Genomic DNA, 21,337 nt, shown 5'->3' on the forward strand with positions numbered 1-21,337 from the left:
ATTCGAATGGGTAAATCAAACAAATCAAAACGCTTTGTCCAGCAAGGAAAGGATACAGTTAGCAAGCATGCCGAACGTATTCCTTATCACATGACCTACGCTGAAGCAGAAGCTCAGAAGATGGCAAATGTGCACGAATCCTCGCTTGGAGGAATATAACATGGGAAACCAATTATTCCAGGAAGCACGGAGATTTGTGGAAATGGCGAAATCCGCTAACCCTAATGACCTTGATTCTGCAGTCGCAAAGGCTAAGAATTCCCTAAGTTCTGCTTTTGCCAACTCGACTGTCGCAGAGCAAGCCCAGCTCCAACAAATGCAACAAGAGCTTGATCATATTCAGTAAGGAAAAAAAGAAAGCGGGAACGCCATAACAAGGCGCTTCCGCTTTTCTAATCTCTGCGAAAGAATCCATAAACCCCGGTCGTCTGTACGATGTTTGTAAACGCTAGGGGATCCACTTCCTTAATGATTCTTTCTAAATCATAAAGTTCATAGCGGGTAATGACGATCATCAGCATGTCCTTTGATTCATTGGAAAACGCCCCTTTAGCGGGAATCATTGTAATACCCCTAACAAGCGAAGCATGAATCGCTTTTTTCAGCTCTTCTGCCTTTTTGGTAATAATCATCGCTGTCAGCTTGGCATGCCTTGTATGGATAGCATCAACAACCCTCGTCGAGGCATATAAGACCACCAGTGTATAAAGGGCTTTTTCCCAGCCAAATAAGAAGCCAGCGGTCATAACGATAATCCCGTTTAATACGAACATATATGGCCCAACAGGTTTGTCTTTAAGTCTTGATAAAACCATCGCAATAATATCAACACCGCCTGTGGATGCTCCCCATTTTAAAGTGATCCCAACCCCGATTGCTTGAATGACTCCGCCAAATACGGCATTCAGTAAGATATCATGTGAAAATTTCTGGATTGGAACCAATGTTAGAAACAGAGACGATAGTAACACACTCATAAAACTATAAATCGTAAACGATTTACCTACCTTCTTCCAACCGAGAATTGCAACGGGAATATTGAGGACAAGCAATAAAAAACCCATTGAGACATGAATGGGTGTATAATCACTAAGGACTTTCGAAAGTAATTGTGCAATTCCGGTAAAACCGCTGGAGTATACATTCGCTGGAATGAGAAATAAATTCATGGCGAGTGCATTTAACAATGCACCAACCGCAACAATAAAAGCTTTTTTCGTCTGTAGCCAAATCAATGGTGTGCCCCCTTAATTTAAATTGTATTTTTAAGCCGAAACCGATAAACTGAAGGTAAAATAATAAGTTATGAATGAGGTGAGCTTCATGCCGGTAAAAATACTCGCTGACAGCGCATGTGATTTACCAAAAAGTTTTTATGAAGAAAATCATGTTACGTTATTTCCCTTAAAGGTTGAAATTAATGAACAAGAATATGAGGATGTAAAAACCATTGATCCAAAAATGGTGTATGATGCCATCCGCAGTGGTGTCATACCAAAAACATCTCAAGTGTCCCCACTTTTGTTTGAAAAAGTTTTTACAGAAATGGCAGAAAAAAATGAAGAAGGAATTTATATTGCCTTTTCTTCCGCATTGTCCGGTACATATTCAACCGCTGTTATGATTCTTGACCAAGTCAAGGAAAAATATCCAAACCTACAAATAACGATAGTTGATACGAAATGTGCATCACTTGGAATTGGACTGATTGTTCAAGAAGCAGCGAGGCTCGCGGCAAATAACGTGACGAAAGAAAAAATTTTAGAAGATGTCCTATTTAGAAGCGAGCACATGGAGCATATTTTTACAGTAGAGGATTTAGATTATTTGGCAAAAGGCGGCAGGGTTTCGAAAGCTTCAGCGTTTTTAGGTGGATTATTAAATATTAAGCCGATTTTAAATATGGAAGAAGGGAAACTTGTTCCTATTGAAAAAATCAGAGGGAAAAAGAAAGTATTTCGCCGAATCATTGAAATCATGAACGAGCGAGGGTCTAATTTGCAGGAGCAGGTCATTAGCATCAGCCATGCAGATAATCTTGAAACGGCTTTGGAAGTAAAAGCGATGTTCGAAGAGGAATTTAATCCGAAAGAGGTGTATATTTCCTCGATTGGCTCAGCTATTGGGGCGCACACGGGACCTGGGACCATTTCAATATTCTTTTTAAACAAGCTGCCTTCCTAAATTTTTTTAAAAGATAAAGCATGATAAAATTTCGACTTTGAAAATTGTCCAGCTCCTGCGCTTTTCTTATAGCTTTCACATTTCGGACATATATGCCCCCTAGTCTGTGAGGTAGTTCACTTTTTTCAAACATAGACACGTTTATAATACAGAGTATAAAGGCTGTTTGCGTTTGAAAAAGCTGTTTTTTAGGGGGCGTTTCACTTGTCTTTTAACCGAGATTTTAATAAAGATCCATTTATCGTTATATGGGAGCTGACACGTGCTTGCCAATTAAAATGCCTGCATTGTCGTGCAGATGCGCAATATGCAAGGGATCCACGCGAATTAACATTTGAAGAAGGCAAAAATCTAATCGATCAAATATACGATATGAATAATCCCATCCTTGTCTTTACAGGTGGCGACCCTTTGATGAGGGAAGATGTTTTTGATATTGCCAAGTATGCAGTTCAAAAGGGTGTCCGGGTTTCGATGACGCCAAGTGCTACACCGAATGTAACGATGGAGGCAATGCAGAAAGCAAAGGAAGTCGGCCTCTCGCGATGGGCTTTTAGTCTTGACGGACCAACTGCCGAGATTCATGACCATTTCCGCGGGACAGCAGGTTCGTTTGATCTGACCATGGAAAAAATTAAGTATTTGCACGAATTGGAAATGCCAATCCAAATTAACACGGTTGTTTCTAGATACAATTATGAACATCTTGAAGAGATGGCAAAACTGGTTGAGGAATTAAAATGCGTGCTTTGGAGTGTCTTCTTTCTTGTCCCAACTGGAAGAGGGCAGGTAACTGACATGGTTTCACCTGTGGAAACTGAAAAGGTTCTCAGATGGTTGTACGACCTAAGCAAGCGTGTGCCATTCGACATTAAGACAACAGAGGCGATGCACTACCGCCGTGTTGTCATTCAGCAAAAAATGCGCGAAGCAAAGGCGCAGACAGATGAAATCGATTATTTAAGTGCTTTGACAGAAAAAGGGTTAACAGGTTCCATTGATGGACTTGGACGTGCCCCTAAAGGTGTCAATGACGGTAACGGCTTTGTGTTTATTTCCCATATCGGTGATGTTTATCCTAGCGGATTACTGCCTGTAAAGGCAGGGAATGTTCGGGAGACACCATTAGCAGAGATCTACCGTGAATCGCCAATCTTTAAGGCCTTACGAAAACCAGACGAATTTAAAGGAAAATGCGGTGTCTGTGAATTTCGCTATGTTTGTGGGGGTTCAAGATCAAGGGCGTTTGCGATGACAGGCGATTATCTTGAAAGTGAACCATTCTGCGTGTATGTTCCGAAAGTACTAAGGGAAAAACAAGCACAAAACTAGAAAAACAAGGCTGTCTCAATGATTTGAGACAGCCTTGTCAATACTAGCATTATTCTATATTACAATAGACGGCTGAGCAATTTTCACAGCCAATTTCATCTTTTAAATATTGCAGGTCTAAAATAGAAATCTTTCCTTTTTTTATCGAAATAATCTTATCACGCTTTAACTCACTAAGGATCCGATTGGTACTTTCACGGGAGGTACCACAGAAATTTGCCAGTTCTTGATTGGTTAAGGGCAGGTCAATTAAGATTTCGTTTCCTTTTGGGGTCCCATAGCTGTTGGACATCCGTATAAGCGTAGAAAATAAGGCACCCCGTTTTCCATTTAAAACAAGGTCGCGAAATTTAGTCTGCGTTTTGCGGAAATGATCACTCATCCATTTCATAAACTCAAAGGCAAGTTTACTATTTTGGAAAATTTCACTTTCTATCACATCTTTTTTGATGGCAACAATTTCCCCTTCTTCAAGCACCTTTGCGCTTAATAGATAGCGCGGATTGTCGGTGAAAAGTGTTAATTCACCGCAAATATCATTGGCGCTGCAAATTCTGAGTGAAAGTTCACGGCCATCAGAAGTAATTTTACTGATTTGAATCTTGCCAGAAATAATAATGAATAGCTCTTCTGCTAACATTCCTTCCTGAAATAGATAGCTTCCTCTTTCACTTTTAAATTTCCGGTCAGCAAATGTAAGTAGTTCTTTTATCTCAATGGAATGAGTTGGCTTCATTGTCGCTGTCATCTTAAATCACCTCAAACTGATTTTTCTATACCAGTCAATTTCAATTTATTAAGTTCATTAGTAACATTTTATCTCAAGATTAGTCGGTAAAATCCAGTAAACAATGACAATATAGTGAAAACTTCAACGGAAATTAAAAAATAAGTTAGACCATATGGTATAAATGGAATGGAGGGATAGAAATAGCAGAAAATGATTTCCAAAATCAATCGTTTAATCATATACAAACATCTGTTAAGATAAGAATAATAATGAAAGGTATATAAGTAGTGAATAAAGTAACAGTATTTTATGTAAGTTCTTGTTACACTAAGTATAAAAAAGCTTTTGAAAATAATGGAGTTGAGACGAATGGAAAAAACCATTATTAAAGATAAATTAAGTAGACCATTACGCGACTTAAGAATTTCTGTTATCGATCGCTGTAATTTTCGCTGTCAATACTGCATGCCAGCAGAACAATTCGGCCCAGATTTTGAATTTCTACCTAGAAGTTCCTTATTGACCTATGAAGAGATAGAACGGTTGGGAAAAATATTTGTTCGTTTAGGTGTAGAAAAAATCCGCTTAACTGGCGGTGAGCCCCTCATGCGTAAGGATATGCCGATTCTTGTCAAAAAACTTTCTGCAATTGAGGGCTTAAGTGACATCGGTTTAACAACAAATGGAGTCCTTCTTCCGAAAGTTGCTAGTGAGTTAAAAGCGGCGGGTCTTAAAAGAGTAAATGTCAGCCTTGATACGTTAAATGATGAATTGTTTGGTCAAATTAACGGACGCGGTGTAGGCACCGGCCCTGTATTGGAAGGTATTGAAGCAGCAAAACAAGCAGGTCTTGGAGTTAAAATCAACATGGTTGTCAAAAAAGGGTTAAATGATACAGAAATCATCCCCATGGCAGAATACTGTAAAAATCAAGGTTTAGAGCTCAGATATATCGAGTTTATGGATGTTGGTGCAACAAACGGTTGGAAGATGGATGATGTTGTTACTAAAAAACAGATTTATCATTTATTAAAAGAGCATTTCGAAATGGAACCGGTTGACCCTGCTTATTATGGAGAAGTAGCAAAACTCTATCGTTATAAAGATACTGACGTGAATGTTGGGTTTATTACATCCGTTTCTGAATCCTTCTGCTCAAGCTGCACGCGTTCACGCCTGTCGGCAAATGGTCAGATTTTCACCTGTTTATTTAACGGAAATGGCCACGACATCCGGAATTTTATGAGAAATGGCGCAACTGATGAGCAAATAGCTGAGCGGATTACAGCCATTTGGAATGGCCGTGATGACAGATATTCAGATGAAAGAACTGCAGAGACACACAAAACACGTAAAAAGATTGAAATGTCCTATATTGGCGGCTAGCCCCTCTCTAAAGAGGGGGTTTTTTGCAAAAAAAAGCCCGCTTGTGATTATTCATCATAAAGAGGGACTTTTGGATTTTTGAGATAAAACTCAAGGCCATTTAAATAAGATTTCTTATCCTTTATCGATTAACCAGCAAAAGTAAGCGGAGATTTTCCGGTTAAATGTAGATCTGAGCTCGTTTCGGGGTAAATAAGGGGAGGCTTTCCGACTATGAAAAGCAAAATCCCTCATTTTCACGTTTTTCAAGTCAATAGGCGGAATCTCTCCGTCTGTTTCAGCCTTTTTTAATAATAATTACTAATTAAGTGGAATTTTTCCGACTATTTATCTGATAGGGTGCTTAACCTGATCCCCCAACCGATAAGAGCGGACTCTCTTGATCCCAGATGCGGGAATCAGCAGCATTTTATCGACTAGCTGTGAAAGTACTTTTTTTACCGTCTTGTCACTTAGCTTCAAGTACTTCTCTAGCTCTTTAGGGGATATGGTTTCTCCTTTTCGAATCGCTAGCCGAAGCACTTCCTTTTCCGCAAGAGACAGAGATGTCTGGTCCAGTTCATTACCTAACCATTGGCCAATCACTTGTTGAACAATCTGTTGGCATCGACGAGGTTTATCGTTCACTTGGTCATAAGAAAAGCGGATCACGGTCCATCCGTCAATCACCAATTGGTTTTGGCGTTCCAGGTTGTCAGAAAATTGCCATCTGCTTATGTTCTTTAAATGAGGGCCATACCCGTCGACCTCAAGGCAAATCCGGATGGCGGGTCGAATATAAGCAAAATCCAAATACCTTTTGCCATCCTTGAAATCATCGACTTCATATTCTGGATGAAGATACTTGAAATGGTAAAATAAAGGCCACCATACTTGCTTCAAAAACAACATTTCGGCCTGATTGTGACCTTCTTGTAAGTGCCGCAACCGTTCACCGGTTCTTACGTGCGAGTGAGCATTCAAAAAGGCCTGGTATTCTTCTTCAAAACCCATAGCATCCTTCTCCTATTCAATGGTCATGTATTTTTCAGCACTCTTTATAAACTAGATCCGGTCTAGCATTTGAACAAAATTCAGTGGACAAACATTACCAACTTTTAGAAACTGTTCTTCCTCAATTTCCTCTAATATCAAATTTTGCATACATTTGATGCCATGACTGAATCATCTCCATTATTTATTGATTTGAACTTCGAACAGATTTTTGAATTAATGCGATAAAAGGGGTTTAATGTGGCTTCAACTGTAGAATTGAAAATAACAAATAAAGACTTGCGGAGTAGATAGGATAAAAAGAATATTTTGAGAAAAACTTGAGGGTAGAACTATTTTTAGTTTAATAGAATTCATACATTTGTCAATCCATTTTCTTTCTTTCGACAATACTATTCATATCATTTCTATTACCACTAAAAAACTTAATACGTTCTAGCCTCCCCAACCTTAAGTAGAGGGATTTGTCTAAAAACCTCATATACTTATGGTATGGTTAGCCGTAATTCGTCAAAATAAGGGACTCTTGGATTTTGGGATCAAACTCATCCCATTAAAATAAGATGTCTTATCTTTAATCGATTAACCAGCAAAAGTAAGCGGAGATTTTCCGGTTAAATGCAGATCTGAGCTCGTTTCGGGGTAAATAAGGGGAGGCTTTCCGACTATGAAAAGCAAAATCCCTCATTTTCACGTTTTTCAAGTCAATAGGCGGAATCTCTCCGTCTGTTTCAGCCTTTTTTAATAAAAATTACTAATTAAGTGGAATTTTTCCGACTATTTATTTGATAGGGTGCTTAACCTGATCCCCCAACCGATAAGAGCGGCCTCTCTTGCTCCTAGATGTTGGGAATCAGCAGCATTTTAAATATAGAAAAGACGTATGCCAATTCATACGTCTTTTCTTGTGTTTTTTATTAAGAAAGTACTCGAAAACAAAACCCTTTATTATGATTAACAGGCTGTTGTTTATTAGGCAATATAACGAGGGAATAAAATATTGTTTTCAAGATGAACATGCATGAAGGTTAATCCTTCTAATGCTTCCAAGCGTGCATAAACTAAACGGTACGTTCCACAAGCATCCAATGGAAGTTCGAAGTCTGCTGTTACTTCACGGATTTGTCTTAAAATCTCGCCTGCATGGTCGTGTTCCTTTTCAAGCTCAACAATCATATTTATAGCTTCTTCACGATTTTCAACTGTCCCATCAGCAAGCTGTTTAATTAACGGGAATACAATGGCTTCTTCCTTTTCCATATGCTCAATTAATTCCTTTTTGAATTCATAAAACAGTTCATTCACTTTTAATAGTTCTGGATGGTTGTCGCCATGTACACGTGATACCTTTGTTACATAAGGGCTGAGATTCTTTAATTCTTCTTCCGATACACGATGATAATTTGTAATGACATGATCGATGATGGTGTTTGAATCTGAATCAGTCCAAACCTCTACATCTTTCTCTGTGTTTTCGTATTTTGCAAAAACATCCCTTAATTCCTCCAAGAGAGAGTCCATATTAAGGCCGTTTTGTGCCACTGCTTGTGTTAACGGAATATTTCCGCCACAGCAAAAATCGATACGGTTCTTTTTGAATACGTCACTTGTTTTTGGTAATTCGTTTACAATATCTTTAACTAATGAATTTTCGGTAATGGTAAAAGTCATGGTATAAGCCTCCTGAAATTTTTAATGGTAGCTATGTTCTGACTTCATCATAATTGAAAATGAATCTTAATTAGGTGACCTGCATCACACATCCGCTATGAATTTTTCATTTTTTCTTTTAGTTTGTGACATTTGATATGTTTGCAAGGTTTTTATAGACTTATAATGAATAGTAGCCCTTTTACTATTTATACATAGTTGAAAATTGAACCGATTTAGGCAGGAGCTGATGAAGTTGATAGAAAGAAGAAAACCGATTCCGATTGGAGAAGCAGTTGAAAAAATAATGGAACACCAATTACAGGGTGTAACGGAATATGTTTCAATAAATGAGAGTTTTGGCCGTTTCTTATCAGAGGATTTAATGGCAACCAGCGATGTACCTCATTTTGACAGGGCACCGTATGATGGCTTTGCCGTTAGATCAATTGATACACGGGAGGCGTCGCTGTCAAACCCTATCGAATTTGAAGTGATAGATCATATTGGTGCTGGAATGGTTTCTATAAAGGTTGTCGGATCAAATCAAGCTGTTCGTATTATGACAGGAGCGATGATGCCTGAGGGAACTGACGCAGTCGTCATGTTCGAGGTCGCACAAGACTACGAAAAAAATGGCGTCCCCTTTATGTCGATTAAACGAAGTTTTAACAAAGGTGATAATGTTTCATTTGCGGGGGAGGACGCAAAAGAAGGAGCAGTGTTAGTAAAAAAAGGGATAGTAATTAATCCAGGTATCCAAGCCATGCTCGCTACTTTTGGCTATAAGGATGTACCCGTAGCCAAAAAACCACTTGTCGGATTATTTGCAACCGGAACAGAGCTATTAGAGGTGGAAGAAGCCTTAGTCCCTGGGAAAATTCGCAATAGCAATTCTCATATGATAGCGGCTCAAATCGAAAGAGTGGGCGGCATGGTTCAATATTTTGGAAAACTCCCTGATGAATTTGATACATGCTTTGACGCGGTAAAAAATGCATTAAACAAAGTGGATTTATTAATTACCACTGGTGGAGTATCCGTTGGTGATTTTGATTATCTGCCAGCCATTTATGAAAAGCTGGGTGCAGAAGTATTCTTTAATAAAGTAGCCATGCGCCCTGGAAGTGTAACAACAGTTGCCGGATATAATGGGAAAATCCTCTTTGGCCTTTCTGGCAATCCTTCAGCTTGCTATGTTGGCTTTGAATTGTTTGCACGACCAATTATCAGAACGCTGCTTTTTTCCAAAAAGCCGCATTTAAGGAAAGAAAAGGCTGTACTAGAGGTCGACTTTCTGAAAGCTAATCCATTTACAAGGTTTGTTCGCAGTTCTACATTCATCGAGGATGGCAGACTTAGAGCAACCCCAAGCGGTCTGGACAAATCAAACATCATCATGAGCCTTGCCGGTGCCAACTCATTAATGATTCTTCCCGGCGGCACAAGAGGTTTTGCAGCAGGCAGCGAGGTAGACGTTCTATTACTTGATGATCAGGTTGGTAGTGAGTGGCCTTGGTAAGACCGATTATTTTTCAGGTGGTTGGTTATCAAAATAGCGGTAAAACAACAATTACATCCAAACTGATTGATACACTGACCAAGCGTGGATTAAAAACGGTGACGATAAAACATCATGGACATGGCGGCAAACCGGATGTGGCAGTGCAAAAGGATTCTACCAAACATCTAACAGCAGGTGCGATTGCGTCCCTTGTTGAAGGAAACGGCAGATTGATTCTACAAGCAGAGCAATGTAAATATGGTCTTGAAGAACAAATCAAAATGATGAGATTCTTTCAGCCAGATGTCGTTTTAGTTGAAGGGTTTAAACTGGAAGATTATCCAAAGCTTTTATTGATAAGGGCTAAACAGGATTTACCCTTAGTAGACATAGTCAACAATGTTCAAGCCGTGGTGTACTGGAAAGAAGAAATCAAGGAGCTTATATTTACCAAATTGGATGTGCCGTTTTTTCACATATCTGATGAAGCAGCAATTGGTTGGACAGTGCAATTCATCGAGGAACGTGCCCATAAAGAGTGACAAATTATTGAAAAGAGAAGGCAAAAGCCTTCTTTTTTGCATGATCATGTGACGCTCTTCACTTATTAATTCTTGTTGCTATCTTATAGTATTGCTAAGTAGGAATAAGGAGTGAAAGAGATGAAGTTATTTTTACCGAAACAACATGGTGCTTGGGCAATGTTGATCATCCCTTTTTGGCTAGGTGTGATGGATGGGGGATTTTTGTGGCAGCATATTCCGTTTTTTCTTGGCTGGCTTTTATTGTATTTGGCAACCTATCCGATGCTCCTTTTATTTAAAAAGAAAAAACTCTCTTTTTACACAAAGTGGACGCTCATTTATATGATACCAGCCTTATTGCTATTACTGATACCACTCATAGAAAGGCCTTCAATTGTTTTCTTTGGCCTTCTGATGATTCCGTTTTTTACGATAAACGCATATTATACTTCAAGAAATCAAGACCGGGCCTTTATGAATGATATAAGTGCCATTTTTGCTTTTTCGATTGCAGGCTTGGCAAGCAGTTTTTTAGGACAGGGCGTTATTGGATTTGAAACCATTATTTCACCCTTTCTAACATCCGTGCTCTTTTTTATCGGCTGTACTTTTTATGTAAAATCGATGATAAGAGAAAAGAAAAATACCACATTCAAATGGATTTCTTGGATTTACCACATACTGTTAGTCATAGCATGGATTGCATCCGGCTTTTGGATTGCGGCAATTGCTTATATTCCTAGTTTATTTCGAGCCATTATCTTTTACGGTAAAAAGTTATCTCCTAAACAAATTGGGATTTACGAAATTATCAATTCAGCCATTTTCTTCATTTTAATCACCATTCAACACATCCTTTTAAAATAAAAAATCGGTCAAAATGACCGATTTTTTTGTTTCTCTTTTTAGTCAACTTTACAAATTTCAATCGGACATTCCTCGCAATCGATTTCTCGTTTTAAATAATCTAGGTCGTGAATAGTAATTGACCCTTTGTCGCTGGAAATGATTCCGGCTTTTCGCAATTCGCTAAGAAGTCGATTGACGACTTCTCTTGAGGTGCCGCAGAAATTGGCCAGTTCTTGATTTGTCAAAGGTAATTCGATCAAAATTCCTCTGTTTGTTTTAACCCCATAACTATTACTAATTCGGATTAAGGTTGAATACAAGGCCCCCTTCTTGCCGTGAAGAACTAAATCACGAAACTTGGTTTGTGTTTTCCGATATTGCAGACTCATCCATTTTATGAATTCAAATGAAAGTGGGAGATTTTGCGAGAGTTTTTCCTCAAGGGTATCTTTCATGATAACGGCTACTTCTCCACTTTCGATGACACGGGCACTTAATAAATAACGAGAAGAAGGGGAGAATAAATTTAATTCACCTACAAAATCCCCTTTAGAGCACATTCTTAACGTAAGTTCTCTACCGTCAGGAATAATCTTACTAATTTGCAGGATCCCGCTTTGCATGATATACAATTCATCCGCAAGCGAACCTTCCTGAAACAGAAAAGATCCTTTTTCAATCTTTTTCATATGATGAACCGTGTCAAAGAGATGTGACAACGTTACGGGCATTTCTTTTACCGACTGCATACAACTAACCACCTTTACAGGTACGAATGATTTTTGAAAAAATAAATGCCAGTCAAGTTCGAAATTACAGGATATTACTATAATTATATTGTTAACAAAGAATAATTAGCAATAAATGTGGAATAAGTTCATACAATCGTCAAAAACTAAAAAAGCCATGACATATTTCTCAGGAAATATTGTCGACTATTGTTGGAATTTGAAAGAAATTCCTATAATGGACATGACCAAAATGGAAATAATAAAGATGTAAATGAAGGAGGGAAGAAAGTGGGACAAAATCATCAGTTTAAATCAGGAAAAAAGGCTCCGAATAATGGTATATATATTGAAGTTGGAGATACCGGAGATAATGTACTCCATCCTAAAATGATCAAGCTGAAAGCGGGAGATCCATTCCCAGAAACATCGAATGATGAACGAGTTTGGACATATAAGCGGAAACCTTAATGAGATATACAAAAAGTCATCTAATTCGGATGACTTTTTCCTTGTCCAAAATTTTACTTCTATTTAGCATTTGATTTATAATGAAATCAAATAGGTCAATAATGGTCAAAAAGGAGTGAGGAAATTGGACTTAAACCGAATGACGGAGCGATTGCAAAAAGGAATTATGGATGCCCAGACCCTGGCGATTAGAGAAAATCATCAAGAAATAGATGAACAGCATTTATTTTTGACGCTTTTGGATCAAGAGGATAGTCTCATTAAAACGATTTTTGATAAGGCAGGGTTGCCCTCTGATAAAGTGCAGAAAACGCTATTGGATTCACTAGCCAAAAAACCTCAAGTTACCGGGAGCGGGATTGAACAGGGAAAACTTTATATAACGGCAAAGCTGCAAAAGTTATTGGTTAGTGCGGAAGAGTTTGCCTCTAAATTTGCAGATGATTATATTTCGGTTGAGCATTTTCTATTAGCGGCAGCCTATGCGAATGATTCAGCCATGAAAAAAATGATCCAAGCATTTGGGCTAACACCGGAAATGATTTTAAAGGCAATAAAAGAAATAAGGGGGAACCAAAGAGTGACATCACAAAATCCCGAAGCAGGATATGAGGCTCTTAAAAAATACGGCAGAGACCTTGTTGCCGAAGTAAGGGCAGGGAAAATGGATCCGGTCATCGGCAGGGATACAGAGATCCGGAATGTTATTCGAATTTTATCTAGAAAAACGAAGAATAATCCAGTTTTAATCGGCGAACCGGGGGTAGGGAAAACGGCGATTGTGGAAGGATTGGCACAACGGATCGTCAGAAAGGATGTCCCGGAAGGACTAAAAGATAAGACGATTTTTTCATTGGACATGAGTTCCTTAATCGCTGGGGCAAAATTTAGAGGAGAATTTGAAGAAAGATTAAAAGCCGTTTTAAATGAGATTAAAAAAAGTGAAGGGCAAATTTTGCTGTTCATTGATGAAATTCATACAATCGTCGGTGCAGGAAAAACAGAAGGAGCGATGGATGCCGGCAACATGTTAAAGCCGATGCTTGCACGCGGGGAACTACATTGCATCGGAGCGACAACACTTGATGAACACAGAAAATATATTGAAAAGGATCCGGCCCTTGAGCGAAGATTTCAACAGGTACTTGTTCAGGAACCAAATGTAGAAGATACAATTTCCATTTTGAGAGGATTAAAGGAACGGTTTGAGGTGCACCATGGAGTGAAAATTCATGATCGTGCCCTTGTGGCGGCAGCCACTCTCTCAGACCGTTATATTACTGACCGTTTTTTGCCTGATAAAGCGATTGATCTTGTCGATGAAGCATGTGCGATGATTCGCACCGAAATTGATTCCATGCCAACTGAACTGGATGAAGTGACACGCAGGGTTATGCAGCTTGAAATTGAGGAGGCAGCTTTACGAAAAGAAAGTGATGAGGGAAGCAAAATAAGGCTTAAGGCGCTCATCAAGGAACTTGCCGATCTTAAAGAACAGGAAAATGCCATGAAGGCAAAATGGCTCCTAGAAAAGCAAAGTATCCAGAAGGTGCAGGATAAAAGGGGGCAGCTCGAAAAGCTCCGTAGAGAGCTTCAGGTGGCAGAAGATAAATATGATTTAAACCGGGCCGCTGAACTTCGCCATGGGCAAATACCAATGGCAGAAAAGGAACTAAATGAATTAGAAAGTGGAGCGGCAAAGGATGACCGTTTGCTTCGAGAAGAAGTGACGGGTGAGGAAATTTCAACTATCGTCTCAAGATGGACGGGGATCCCCCTTTCTAAGCTTGTTGAAGGAGAGCGGGAAAAACTGTTGAAATTGGAATCCATACTGCACGAAAGAGTCATAGGACAAAATGAGGCCGTAAACTTGGTTGCGGATGCTGTCCTTCGAGCACGCGCAGGAATAAAAGATCCAAATAGGCCAATCGGATCGTTTTTATTTTTAGGGCCGACAGGTGTAGGGAAAACCGAGCTGGCTAAGGCATTGGCCGAGTCATTATTTGATAGTGAAGAACAAATTATTCGCATAGATATGTCCGAATATATGGAAAAGCATGCGGTATCACGCCTAATCGGTGCACCTCCAGGTTATGTCGGTTATGAAGAGGGCGGGCAGCTGACAGAGGCCGTAAGACGAAGACCATATTCGGTGATTTTAATGGATGAAATCGAAAAAGCCCATCCGGAGGTATTTAATATTCTTTTACAAGCACTCGATGATGGTCGAATCACGGATTCCCAAGGCCGGGTAGTAGATTTTAAAAACACCGTTATTATTATGACTTCCAATATCGGCTCCCACTTTTTACTTGAAAGAAGTGAAAATGAAATTGAAATTTCGGATGGAACAAGAGATAAAGTAATGAGCCAGTTACGAGCCCATTTCCGGCCGGAATTCTTAAATCGTATTGATGAGATTATCTTATTTAAATCGTTATCATTACCGGAAATAAAAAATATAGTAGTAAAAATGATGAAGGAACTGGAAAACAGGCTTAAACAGCAACAAATTAATATCTCGATTAGTGAGGATGCGAAGGAATTCATTGCTGTTAATGGATTTGATCCTATTTATGGGGCAAGACCACTAAAACGATATATCCAACGGAATATCGAGACAAAGCTCGCACGTGAAATTATAGCCGGTCGGGTACATGATCAATCGACAGTCGCAATCATGATAGAAAATGGGGAAGTCGCTGTGAAAGTCCTGTAAATAATAAAAAAGGTCATCCAGTATAAACGGAAGACCTTTTTTCCCCATTATGAATTAGGAATGCTTTTCCACAGGTTCATTAGGAATCACAGCAGCAGCAATGTAAATTAAAACGGTTACTCCCAAAGAAACAACAAAACCAGGCATAAATTCAAATTTAGCACCAGGAGTCATCGAGCTAACGACGTATGTAAGCATTTGCACTAAAAGAAAAGACCAGAAAAAAGTCCAAAAGAATCGCACTATTTTTCACCTCTACCCTATTTTACATTAGTTATAATAGTACCATACGATAGAAAAAAAATATAGGGAAAATGAATTTCTGTTTAACTTTTTGAGTAAAATCTGAAAAATGGGCAAACTCCCTTTCATCTTTTGTGAAATGACATACAATATGTTGAGGAAATATGTAAAAGGAGATTTATCGATGGAAAATCGCAACTTTCAGATGGATGCCCAATGGAATATCATTCATTATCCCGAAAAGCCAACAGGATTTGGGATCTTAATCATCGGTGATGAAAGACATTTTGTAGATGAGAGCAAATGCTTTTGGACGCAAAACGAAGGAAAACTGGCCATAATCAATGAACTAAAGGATGCAGGGTACACCATTTTTTCCTCAAATCTTCATGGACGAAATTGGGGGAGCCAAAGTGCTGTCGAACTCGCTCAAAGATTATACCACCACGTGATAAGAAGCGAGATCCTTAATGATAAGATCCACATTTTGGCTGAAGGTATGGGGGCGCTCATTGCAGTCAAGTTATTGGAAAAAATGAAGGGCAACATAAGGTCGGTAATCATGCTTAACCCGATCCTGTCTTTAAAGTACCATCTTGAACAGGAAAAGGAGCACAAATTTTTTTATAAAAAGTTAATGAGAGAATTAACGATCGCTTACGATATGGAGCAAGCTCAAATTGAAAGAACCATTTTCAATTTGGAAGATATTGTTCACCTGGAGTTCGATTGTCCAGTTAAGATTATTCATGTCCTAGCTGGTGGAAAATCGTATACGCAATCAAAACTATACCAACAGATTATCAAGTCTCCAGAAATTAATCCTACTTATATTCTTCCAGAAAAAAAACCACAACTCGGGAAAATATTCATAAAGTTTTTGACCAGTCATGAAACTGTACTTTAAATTTGGTTCCTCCCCAAAAGGAAATATTTCATAAATGAATTGCATAGGATTCAATAAAGCAAGTTTGGGGAGGAATTTCAAATGGACAAGGTTATTATCTTTGGAATATATGAATTTGTTAGTTTTCATGCATGCAAAACGCTTCTGAATAATGGTGTAGAGGTGACTGGAATCCAAATTGATGGGGCGGAAGATAGTCCATTCCTTGAGGAAAAGCGACTTGAGGTGGGGAGGAATGCTAATTTTAGCGAACGGTTCTTATCTGAGTTGAAACCGATACGAGAGGAAGGCACGACACCAATCACTTTCCTATTTTCAATCTATGATTTGTATATGCAAAACAAAGAAATGGTTTTACAGAAGGAAAAGACGATAAGCCCAATCATCCAATGTATAAAGGATTATCATAACAAGGCGAATATAGTATTCATACTTCCCATCCAAATGCTTAGGGGGGAACAAGAAAAGACTATTGAGACATTTATCGAACGAATAAAAGGATGTTGCAAAAACATTCAGATGGTTTATTTACCTGCTGTTTATGGACCGTGGCAGCCATCGTCCTATCTATATCAACAGGCTATTTTATCAAAATGGATTAAGCAAGACATTATAATAGCTGAGAGAGAATGGACAGGTGATGTTCTATTTGTTGAGGATGCCGCCAGGACGATCATAAAAACAATTGAAACCGGTCATCACGGGAATTTCATACTAGAAAGCGGAAAGCAGAATTATTGGGAAGTGTGCGCCGATTATCTTCAAATAGATAGTGAATTAATCCGGAAGCATCGCTTTGTACCATTGTCAGTTGATCACCAAATTGATGTCGTATCTGTTGGAAAAGTAACACCCATTGCAGAATCCATCTCAAAACAAATGGACCTTGTCCAACGTTTATATTCTAAAAATTAGTAAAAAAAATGATAATTCATGTCGTACTAGGGTAGTTGTATGTAGAAATGAAGGAAATTTGTCTTTCCATTTCCCTGCTCAAAGGTTAGAATATAAGGAAAATAGACGATTTCTTTACTAGTTTAGGTTCACTATTTGATCCCTTAAAACAGTGAGAAGCATGTATTAGAAGTGGCGGCCATATAAAGGAGTTGCATGGAATGTTTAACCGTTTCGGAATCATTCTTTTATGTCTTCTTTTACTTGGAGCTTGCGGGGAAACAAAAACGCCGGGTAAATTACAGAAGGTGGGCTTGTTGGTTCCAGAAACAATTAATGACCAAGTATGGGGAACAAAAGGCTACAAAGGAATGTTAAAAATACAGTCCAAATTTAATGTGGATGTATTTTATAAAGAAGGAATGAATTCACAAGCCGTTGTTGAACGGGCAGTAGAGGAATTTGAGCAAAAAGGTGTTAATCTAATCTTTGGGCATGGTTCGGAGTATGCGGAATACTTTAATACAATTTCGAAAGACCATCCAAAAATCCATTTCGTCAGTTTCAATGGTGATGCCAAGACGTCCAACACAACCAGTCTTAACTTTAAAGCACATGCGATGGGCTTTTTTGGTGGAATGGTTGCGGCACATATGTCTAAAACCAATAAAGTAGGTGTTTTAGCAGCATATGAATGGCAGCCGGAAATTGAAGGTTTTTATCAAGGGGCATTAGCTGAAAATAAAAACACAACTGTAAGTATAGAATACGTTGGAAATTGGGATGATGAGACAAGAGCCACTCAATTGGCACATCAAATGTTAGAAAATGGTGTCGATGTGGTTTATCCGGCTGGTGATGGTTTTAATGTACCCGTTATCGAGCAAGTTAAGGAGAATGGTTCTTATGTGATTGGCTATGTTTCGGACCAATCAGACTTAGGTGAATCAACCGTATTAACAAGCACTCTTCAGCAGGTGGACGCATTGTATGAAAAGGTAGCGGCACAATACAACGAAGGCAAGTTAAAATCAGGTAACCTTTCATTTGATTTTCAAGATAATGTTATTTCACTGGGAAAATTTAGTCCATTGGTCCCTAAAGATTTTATCGAAAATATGAACAAACAAATTGATCAATATAAGAAAACAGGTAAACTGCCTAAATAAATTATTTTAAGGAGTACATATGATTAATCAAGATAAGACACTTCAATTTATGCAAATTGCGATGAAATACTTACCGGAAGCCAAAGATCAATTAGATCAGGCGGGAGTTGAATTATCAATGGAGTTAATTCAGCCATTTATGGATCTGTTTACAAAGGTTATGCAAGAAGCCTATGAACTTGGCAGAGCAGATGCCCTAGCTAAAAACGAATGATAAAATAAGCTGCCCATTAATAGTTGGCAGCTTATTTCTTTTTCCAAAATTGTTCGATGAAGGGATATATTTTATCGAATAACGGCTTAAGTCCCCGAACAGATTCATACAGGGTATCAATATTCAACATTAGCTCCTCATAATTGATAGTGGATTGGTTTTGCTTTGGTTCTTGGTGTTGATGATGGGGATGGATCTGTTGATGATGTTCACTTCTGGAACCAAACATAAAACTAGTGAAGCGATCTTGCTTAGTATACTCCTGGGACTCCACTTGTGTTTCTGAGAAAATCGAGCTTTGCTCCTCTTGCTTCAGATTATCCATTTTATTGCCCTCCTTTTTTAAAGTACCTTTTTATAATAGAATATGACTAAACGAATAAAAGGAAAGTACATTAGCGGAGTCAGAATGAAGTAGGAAGAAACAGTTGCTTAAAGTAGGTTTAATTTGATAAAATTAGTACCAAGTCATAATAATTGATATTAATCGTTAGGATATAGGTGAATGGTAGCCAAACAAAAGGAGCTGGAATTTATGAGAGCGGGTATTGTCGGAATGGGCAGGTATTTACCTGAAAAGATTGTCACTAATCAAGATTTAGAAAAAATGATGGATACATCTGATGAATGGATCAGAACCAGAACAGGAATTGAACAGCGACGAATTGCTGCTGACGATGTAAATACATCGGACATGGCGTTTGCTGCCGCTCAAAAGGCTATACAGGATGCAGGAATTACTGCTGAAGAAATTGATTTAATTCTAGTTGCAACAGTTACTCCAGATTCGCCGTTTCCATCCGTTGCCTGCAGGATTCAAGAGAGATTAGGGGCAAAAAAAGCAGCGGCAATGGATGTAAGTGCGGCTTGCGCTGGCTTTATGTATGGGATTGTCACAGCAAAACAATTTATTGAATCCCATGTCTATAAATACGTGCTTGTAGTCGGGGTTGAAAAGCTTTCTAAAATTACCGACTGGAATGACCGCAACACTGCTGTATTATTTGGGGACGGTGCTGGCGCAGCAATCATTGGCCCAGTTTCAGAAAACCGAGGAATTCTATCCTTTGAACTTGGTGCAGATGGCACAGGTGCAAAACACCTTTACCAAGATGAATATATCATTATGAATGGACGCGAAGTGTTTAAATTTGCGGTTCGTCAGATGGGCGAGAGCTGCGTTCATGTTCTGGAGAAGGCAGGTTTAACAAAAGAGGATGTGGATTTCCTTATTCCGCATCAAGCGAATATTCGCATTATGGAGGCTTCTAGGCAAAGATTAGAGCTTCCAGAAGAAAAAATGTCCAAAACAGTTAATAAATATGGGAATACCTCTTCAGCATCGATACCGATTTCTATAATTGAAGAAGTAGAAGCAGGGAAAATTAAAGATGATGATCTAATTGTCATGGTGGGCTTTGGCGGCGGTCTAACATGGGGTGCAATTGCCATTCGCTGGGGTAAATAGAAAAGCGGAAGTCCCCTAGGCGTTGAGCTGGGCCGTTATCGAAGGTAAATGAACTTTATAGATAAATAGGGAAAAGGTAGTGTAGAAAAGGAGATGTACTAATGGAAAAGCGTAGGGTGGTAGTGACAGGCATCGGAGCAGTAACACCGTTAGGTCTTGATGCGGAAACAACATGGAAAGGGATCATCGAAGGCAAGTCAGGCGTTGGACCGATGACAAGAGTAAATGCGGATGAGTATCCTGCGAAGGTAGCTGCAGAAGTAAAAGATTTCAATCCAGAAGTATTCATGGATCGAAAAGATGCTCGGAAAATGGACCGGTTTACACAATTTGCAGTTGCAAGTGCAATAATGGCGGTAAAGGATGCAGATTTAACGATTACGGAAGAAAATTCACCGCGGGTCGGAGTATGGATTGGTTCTGGAATTGGAGGAATGGAAACATTTGAACAACAATTTGAGATCTTTCAAAAGAGAGGTTACAAACGGGTTAGTCCATTCTTTGTCCCAATGCTTATTCCTGATATGGCAACCGGCCAAGTTTCAATCACTCTTGGTGCAAGAGGATTTAATTCATGTACCGTAACCGCCTGTGCAACGGGAACGAACTCAATTGGCGATGCCTTTAAAGTTATTCAGCGCGGTGATGCGGATGTAATGGTATCAGGTGGTGCGGAAGCACCAATTACAAAAATGTCTGTTGCGGGCTTTTGTGCCAATACAGCACTATCCACAAACCCTGATCCGAAAACTGCGAGCAGACCCTTTGATAAGAATCGTGATGGCTTTGTCATTGGCGAAGGAGCAGGAATTGTTATACTGGAAGAATTAGAGCATGCATTAGCACGCGGAGCAAAAATATATGCAGAAATCGTTGGCTACGGGGCAACCGGTGATGCCTACCATATCACAGCACCGGCACCAGGTGGTGAAGGTGGTGCAAGGGCAATGAAAATGGCAATAAACGATGCTGGATTAAAGCCTGATGAGATTGATTATGTGAATGCCCACGGAACAAGTACCGAATATAACGATAAGTTTGAAACACTTGCTGTTAAGGAGGTATTTGGTGAACATGCATATAAACTTGCCATGAGCTCAACGAAATCAATGACCGGTCATCTCCTTGGTGCTGCCGGCGGTATTGAAGCTATATTCACCGTACTGGCCATAAAAGACAGCATGGTGCCGCCAACCATTAATTATGAAACACCTGATGAAGATTGTGATTTGGATTATGTCGTAAATAAAGCTCGGTCACAAGAAATTAAGGCAGCCATGAGCAACTCGCTTGGATTCGGCGGTCATAATGCAACAATCGTGTTCAAAAAATATGAATAAGATAGTAGTAACGGCCAGACAGATGTCTGGTC

At 39.1% G+C, this 21,337-nt stretch carries 23 protein-coding genes; 16 read left to right on the top strand and 7 right to left on the bottom strand.

Going from position 1 to position 21,337, the window contains the following annotated elements; genetic code table 11:
• Positions 1–6: 6 nt before the first annotated feature.
• Together RCG19_RS16365 and RCG19_RS16370 are read left to right on the top strand one after the other, a co-directional pair.
• Positions 7–159 (top strand): hypothetical protein, encoded by a 153-nt coding sequence (locus RCG19_RS16365; protein WP_166246810.1) that lies wholly within the window; start codon positions 7–9, stop codon positions 157–159.
• Position 160: 1 nt separating this feature from the next.
• A complete protein-coding gene (locus tag RCG19_RS16370; protein WP_166246809.1) occupies positions 161–346 on the top strand; it encodes a DUF3813 domain-containing protein in 186 nt (61 codons plus the stop codon).
• 46 nt (positions 347–392) lie between these two features.
• On the opposite strand, the gene RCG19_RS16375 is transcribed toward RCG19_RS16370, so the two are convergent.
• Positions 393–1,235 carry a YitT family protein gene (locus tag RCG19_RS16375; RefSeq protein WP_166246808.1) on the bottom strand — a complete coding sequence of 281 codons (843 nt, stop codon included), beginning with the start codon at positions 1,233–1,235 and terminating at the stop codon, positions 393–395.
• Positions 1,236–1,323: 88 nt separating this feature from the next.
• On the opposite strand from RCG19_RS16375, the gene RCG19_RS16380 reads away from it, so the two are divergent.
• Together RCG19_RS16380 and RCG19_RS16385 are read left to right on the top strand one after the other, a co-directional pair.
• Complete coding sequence (locus RCG19_RS16380; RefSeq protein WP_308108000.1) at positions 1,324–2,184, top strand: DegV family protein; 861 nt, start codon at positions 1,324–1,326, stop codon at positions 2,182–2,184.
• Between the two features lie 204 nt (positions 2,185–2,388).
• Positions 2,389–3,516 (top strand): TIGR04053 family radical SAM/SPASM domain-containing protein, encoded by a 1,128-nt coding sequence (locus RCG19_RS16385; RefSeq protein WP_308108001.1) that lies wholly within the window; start codon positions 2,389–2,391, stop codon positions 3,514–3,516.
• Positions 3,517–3,565: 49 nt separating this feature from the next.
• Here RCG19_RS16385 and RCG19_RS16390 read toward each other — a convergent pair whose 3' ends face one another.
• Positions 3,566–4,264: a Crp/Fnr family transcriptional regulator gene (locus RCG19_RS16390; RefSeq protein WP_308108002.1), complete on the bottom strand. Its 699-nt coding sequence runs from the start codon at positions 4,262–4,264 to the stop codon at positions 3,566–3,568.
• Positions 4,265–4,615: 351 nt separating this feature from the next.
• Between RCG19_RS16390 and moaA the strand changes: the two genes are divergently transcribed.
• Positions 4,616–5,632 carry a GTP 3',8-cyclase MoaA gene (gene moaA / locus RCG19_RS16395; protein ID WP_308108003.1) on the top strand — a complete coding sequence of 339 codons (1,017 nt, stop codon included), beginning with the start codon at positions 4,616–4,618 and terminating at the stop codon, positions 5,630–5,632.
• A gap of 327 nt (positions 5,633–5,959) precedes the next feature.
• Here the strand turns inward: moaA and RCG19_RS16400 are convergent, their stop codons facing one another.
• On the bottom strand, positions 5,960–6,625 hold the full coding sequence (locus RCG19_RS16400; RefSeq protein WP_308108004.1) for a DNA-binding response regulator: 666 nt from the start codon (positions 6,623–6,625) through the stop codon (positions 5,960–5,962).
• Between the two features lie 972 nt (positions 6,626–7,597).
• The gene (ric, locus tag RCG19_RS16405; protein ID WP_308108005.1) at positions 7,598–8,296 is read right to left on the bottom strand and encodes an iron-sulfur cluster repair di-iron protein; all 699 of its coding nucleotides are present in this window, start codon (positions 8,294–8,296) and stop codon (positions 7,598–7,600) included.
• A gap of 235 nt (positions 8,297–8,531) precedes the next feature.
• Between ric and glp the strand changes: the two genes are divergently transcribed.
• From glp to RCG19_RS16420, 3 genes are all read left to right on the top strand, one after another.
• A complete protein-coding gene (glp, locus tag RCG19_RS16410) occupies positions 8,532–9,797 on the top strand; it encodes a molybdopterin molybdotransferase MoeA (protein WP_308108006.1) in 1,266 nt (421 codons plus the stop codon).
• Entirely contained in the window at positions 9,785–10,321 is a 537-nt protein-coding gene (gene mobB / locus RCG19_RS16415) for a molybdopterin-guanine dinucleotide biosynthesis protein B (RefSeq protein ID WP_308108007.1), read from the top strand. The genes glp and mobB overlap by 13 nt, the downstream gene beginning before the upstream one ends.
• 120 nt (positions 10,322–10,441) lie before the next feature.
• Entirely contained in the window at positions 10,442–11,170 is a 729-nt protein-coding gene (locus RCG19_RS16420) for a YwiC-like family protein (protein ID WP_308108008.1), read from the top strand.
• Positions 11,171–11,208: 38 nt separating this feature from the next.
• Here RCG19_RS16420 and RCG19_RS16425 read toward each other — a convergent pair whose 3' ends face one another.
• The gene (locus RCG19_RS16425) at positions 11,209–11,901 is read right to left on the bottom strand and encodes a Crp/Fnr family transcriptional regulator (RefSeq protein ID WP_242637844.1); all 693 of its coding nucleotides are present in this window, start codon (positions 11,899–11,901) and stop codon (positions 11,209–11,211) included.
• 270 nt (positions 11,902–12,171) lie between these two features.
• Here RCG19_RS16425 and RCG19_RS16430 point away from each other — a divergent pair, with 270 nt between their 5' ends.
• Together RCG19_RS16430 and clpB are read left to right on the top strand one after the other, a co-directional pair.
• Complete coding sequence (locus tag RCG19_RS16430; RefSeq protein WP_308108009.1) at positions 12,172–12,351, top strand: YjzC family protein; 180 nt, start codon at positions 12,172–12,174, stop codon at positions 12,349–12,351.
• 124 nt (positions 12,352–12,475) lie between these two features.
• Positions 12,476–15,070 carry an ATP-dependent chaperone ClpB gene (gene clpB / locus RCG19_RS16435; RefSeq protein WP_308108011.1) on the top strand — a complete coding sequence of 865 codons (2,595 nt, stop codon included), beginning with the start codon at positions 12,476–12,478 and terminating at the stop codon, positions 15,068–15,070.
• Between the two features lie 54 nt (positions 15,071–15,124).
• On the opposite strand, the gene RCG19_RS16440 is transcribed toward clpB, so the two are convergent.
• Complete coding sequence (locus tag RCG19_RS16440; RefSeq protein ID WP_166245842.1) at positions 15,125–15,313, bottom strand: YjzD family protein; 189 nt, start codon at positions 15,311–15,313, stop codon at positions 15,125–15,127.
• A 184-nt stretch (positions 15,314–15,497) separates the two neighbouring features.
• Here RCG19_RS16440 and RCG19_RS16445 point away from each other — a divergent pair, with 184 nt between their 5' ends.
• From RCG19_RS16445 to RCG19_RS16460, 4 genes are all read left to right on the top strand, one after another.
• A complete protein-coding gene (locus RCG19_RS16445) occupies positions 15,498–16,220 on the top strand; it encodes a lipase family protein (protein WP_308108012.1) in 723 nt (240 codons plus the stop codon).
• 81 nt (positions 16,221–16,301) lie between these two features.
• Entirely contained in the window at positions 16,302–17,135 is an 834-nt protein-coding gene (locus RCG19_RS16450) for a hypothetical protein (RefSeq protein WP_308108013.1), read from the top strand.
• Positions 17,136–17,335: 200 nt separating this feature from the next.
• Positions 17,336–18,283, top strand: coding sequence for a BMP family ABC transporter substrate-binding protein (locus RCG19_RS16455; protein WP_308108014.1), 948 nt, complete (start codon positions 17,336–17,338; stop codon positions 18,281–18,283).
• A gap of 19 nt (positions 18,284–18,302) precedes the next feature.
• Positions 18,303–18,497 carry a ComZ family protein gene (locus RCG19_RS16460; protein ID WP_374049552.1) on the top strand — a complete coding sequence of 65 codons (195 nt, stop codon included), beginning with the start codon at positions 18,303–18,305 and terminating at the stop codon, positions 18,495–18,497.
• Positions 18,498–18,528: 31 nt separating this feature from the next.
• Here the strand turns inward: RCG19_RS16460 and RCG19_RS16465 are convergent, their stop codons facing one another.
• On the bottom strand, positions 18,529–18,822 hold the full coding sequence (locus RCG19_RS16465) for a hypothetical protein (RefSeq protein WP_308108015.1): 294 nt from the start codon (positions 18,820–18,822) through the stop codon (positions 18,529–18,531).
• A 210-nt stretch (positions 18,823–19,032) separates the two neighbouring features.
• Between RCG19_RS16465 and RCG19_RS16470 the strand changes: the two genes are divergently transcribed.
• Both RCG19_RS16470 and fabF read left to right on the top strand, forming a co-directional pair.
• A complete protein-coding gene (locus tag RCG19_RS16470; protein ID WP_308111012.1) occupies positions 19,033–19,965 on the top strand; it encodes a beta-ketoacyl-ACP synthase III in 933 nt (310 codons plus the stop codon).
• A gap of 101 nt (positions 19,966–20,066) precedes the next feature.
• The gene (fabF, locus tag RCG19_RS16475) at positions 20,067–21,305 is read left to right on the top strand and encodes a beta-ketoacyl-ACP synthase II (protein ID WP_166245830.1); all 1,239 of its coding nucleotides are present in this window, start codon (positions 20,067–20,069) and stop codon (positions 21,303–21,305) included.
• The last annotated feature ends 32 nt before the right edge of the window (positions 21,306–21,337 follow it).

The organism is Neobacillus sp. OS1-2 (genome assembly GCF_030915505.1).
Classification (GTDB): Bacteria; Bacillota; Bacilli; order Bacillales; family Cytobacillaceae; genus Neobacillus.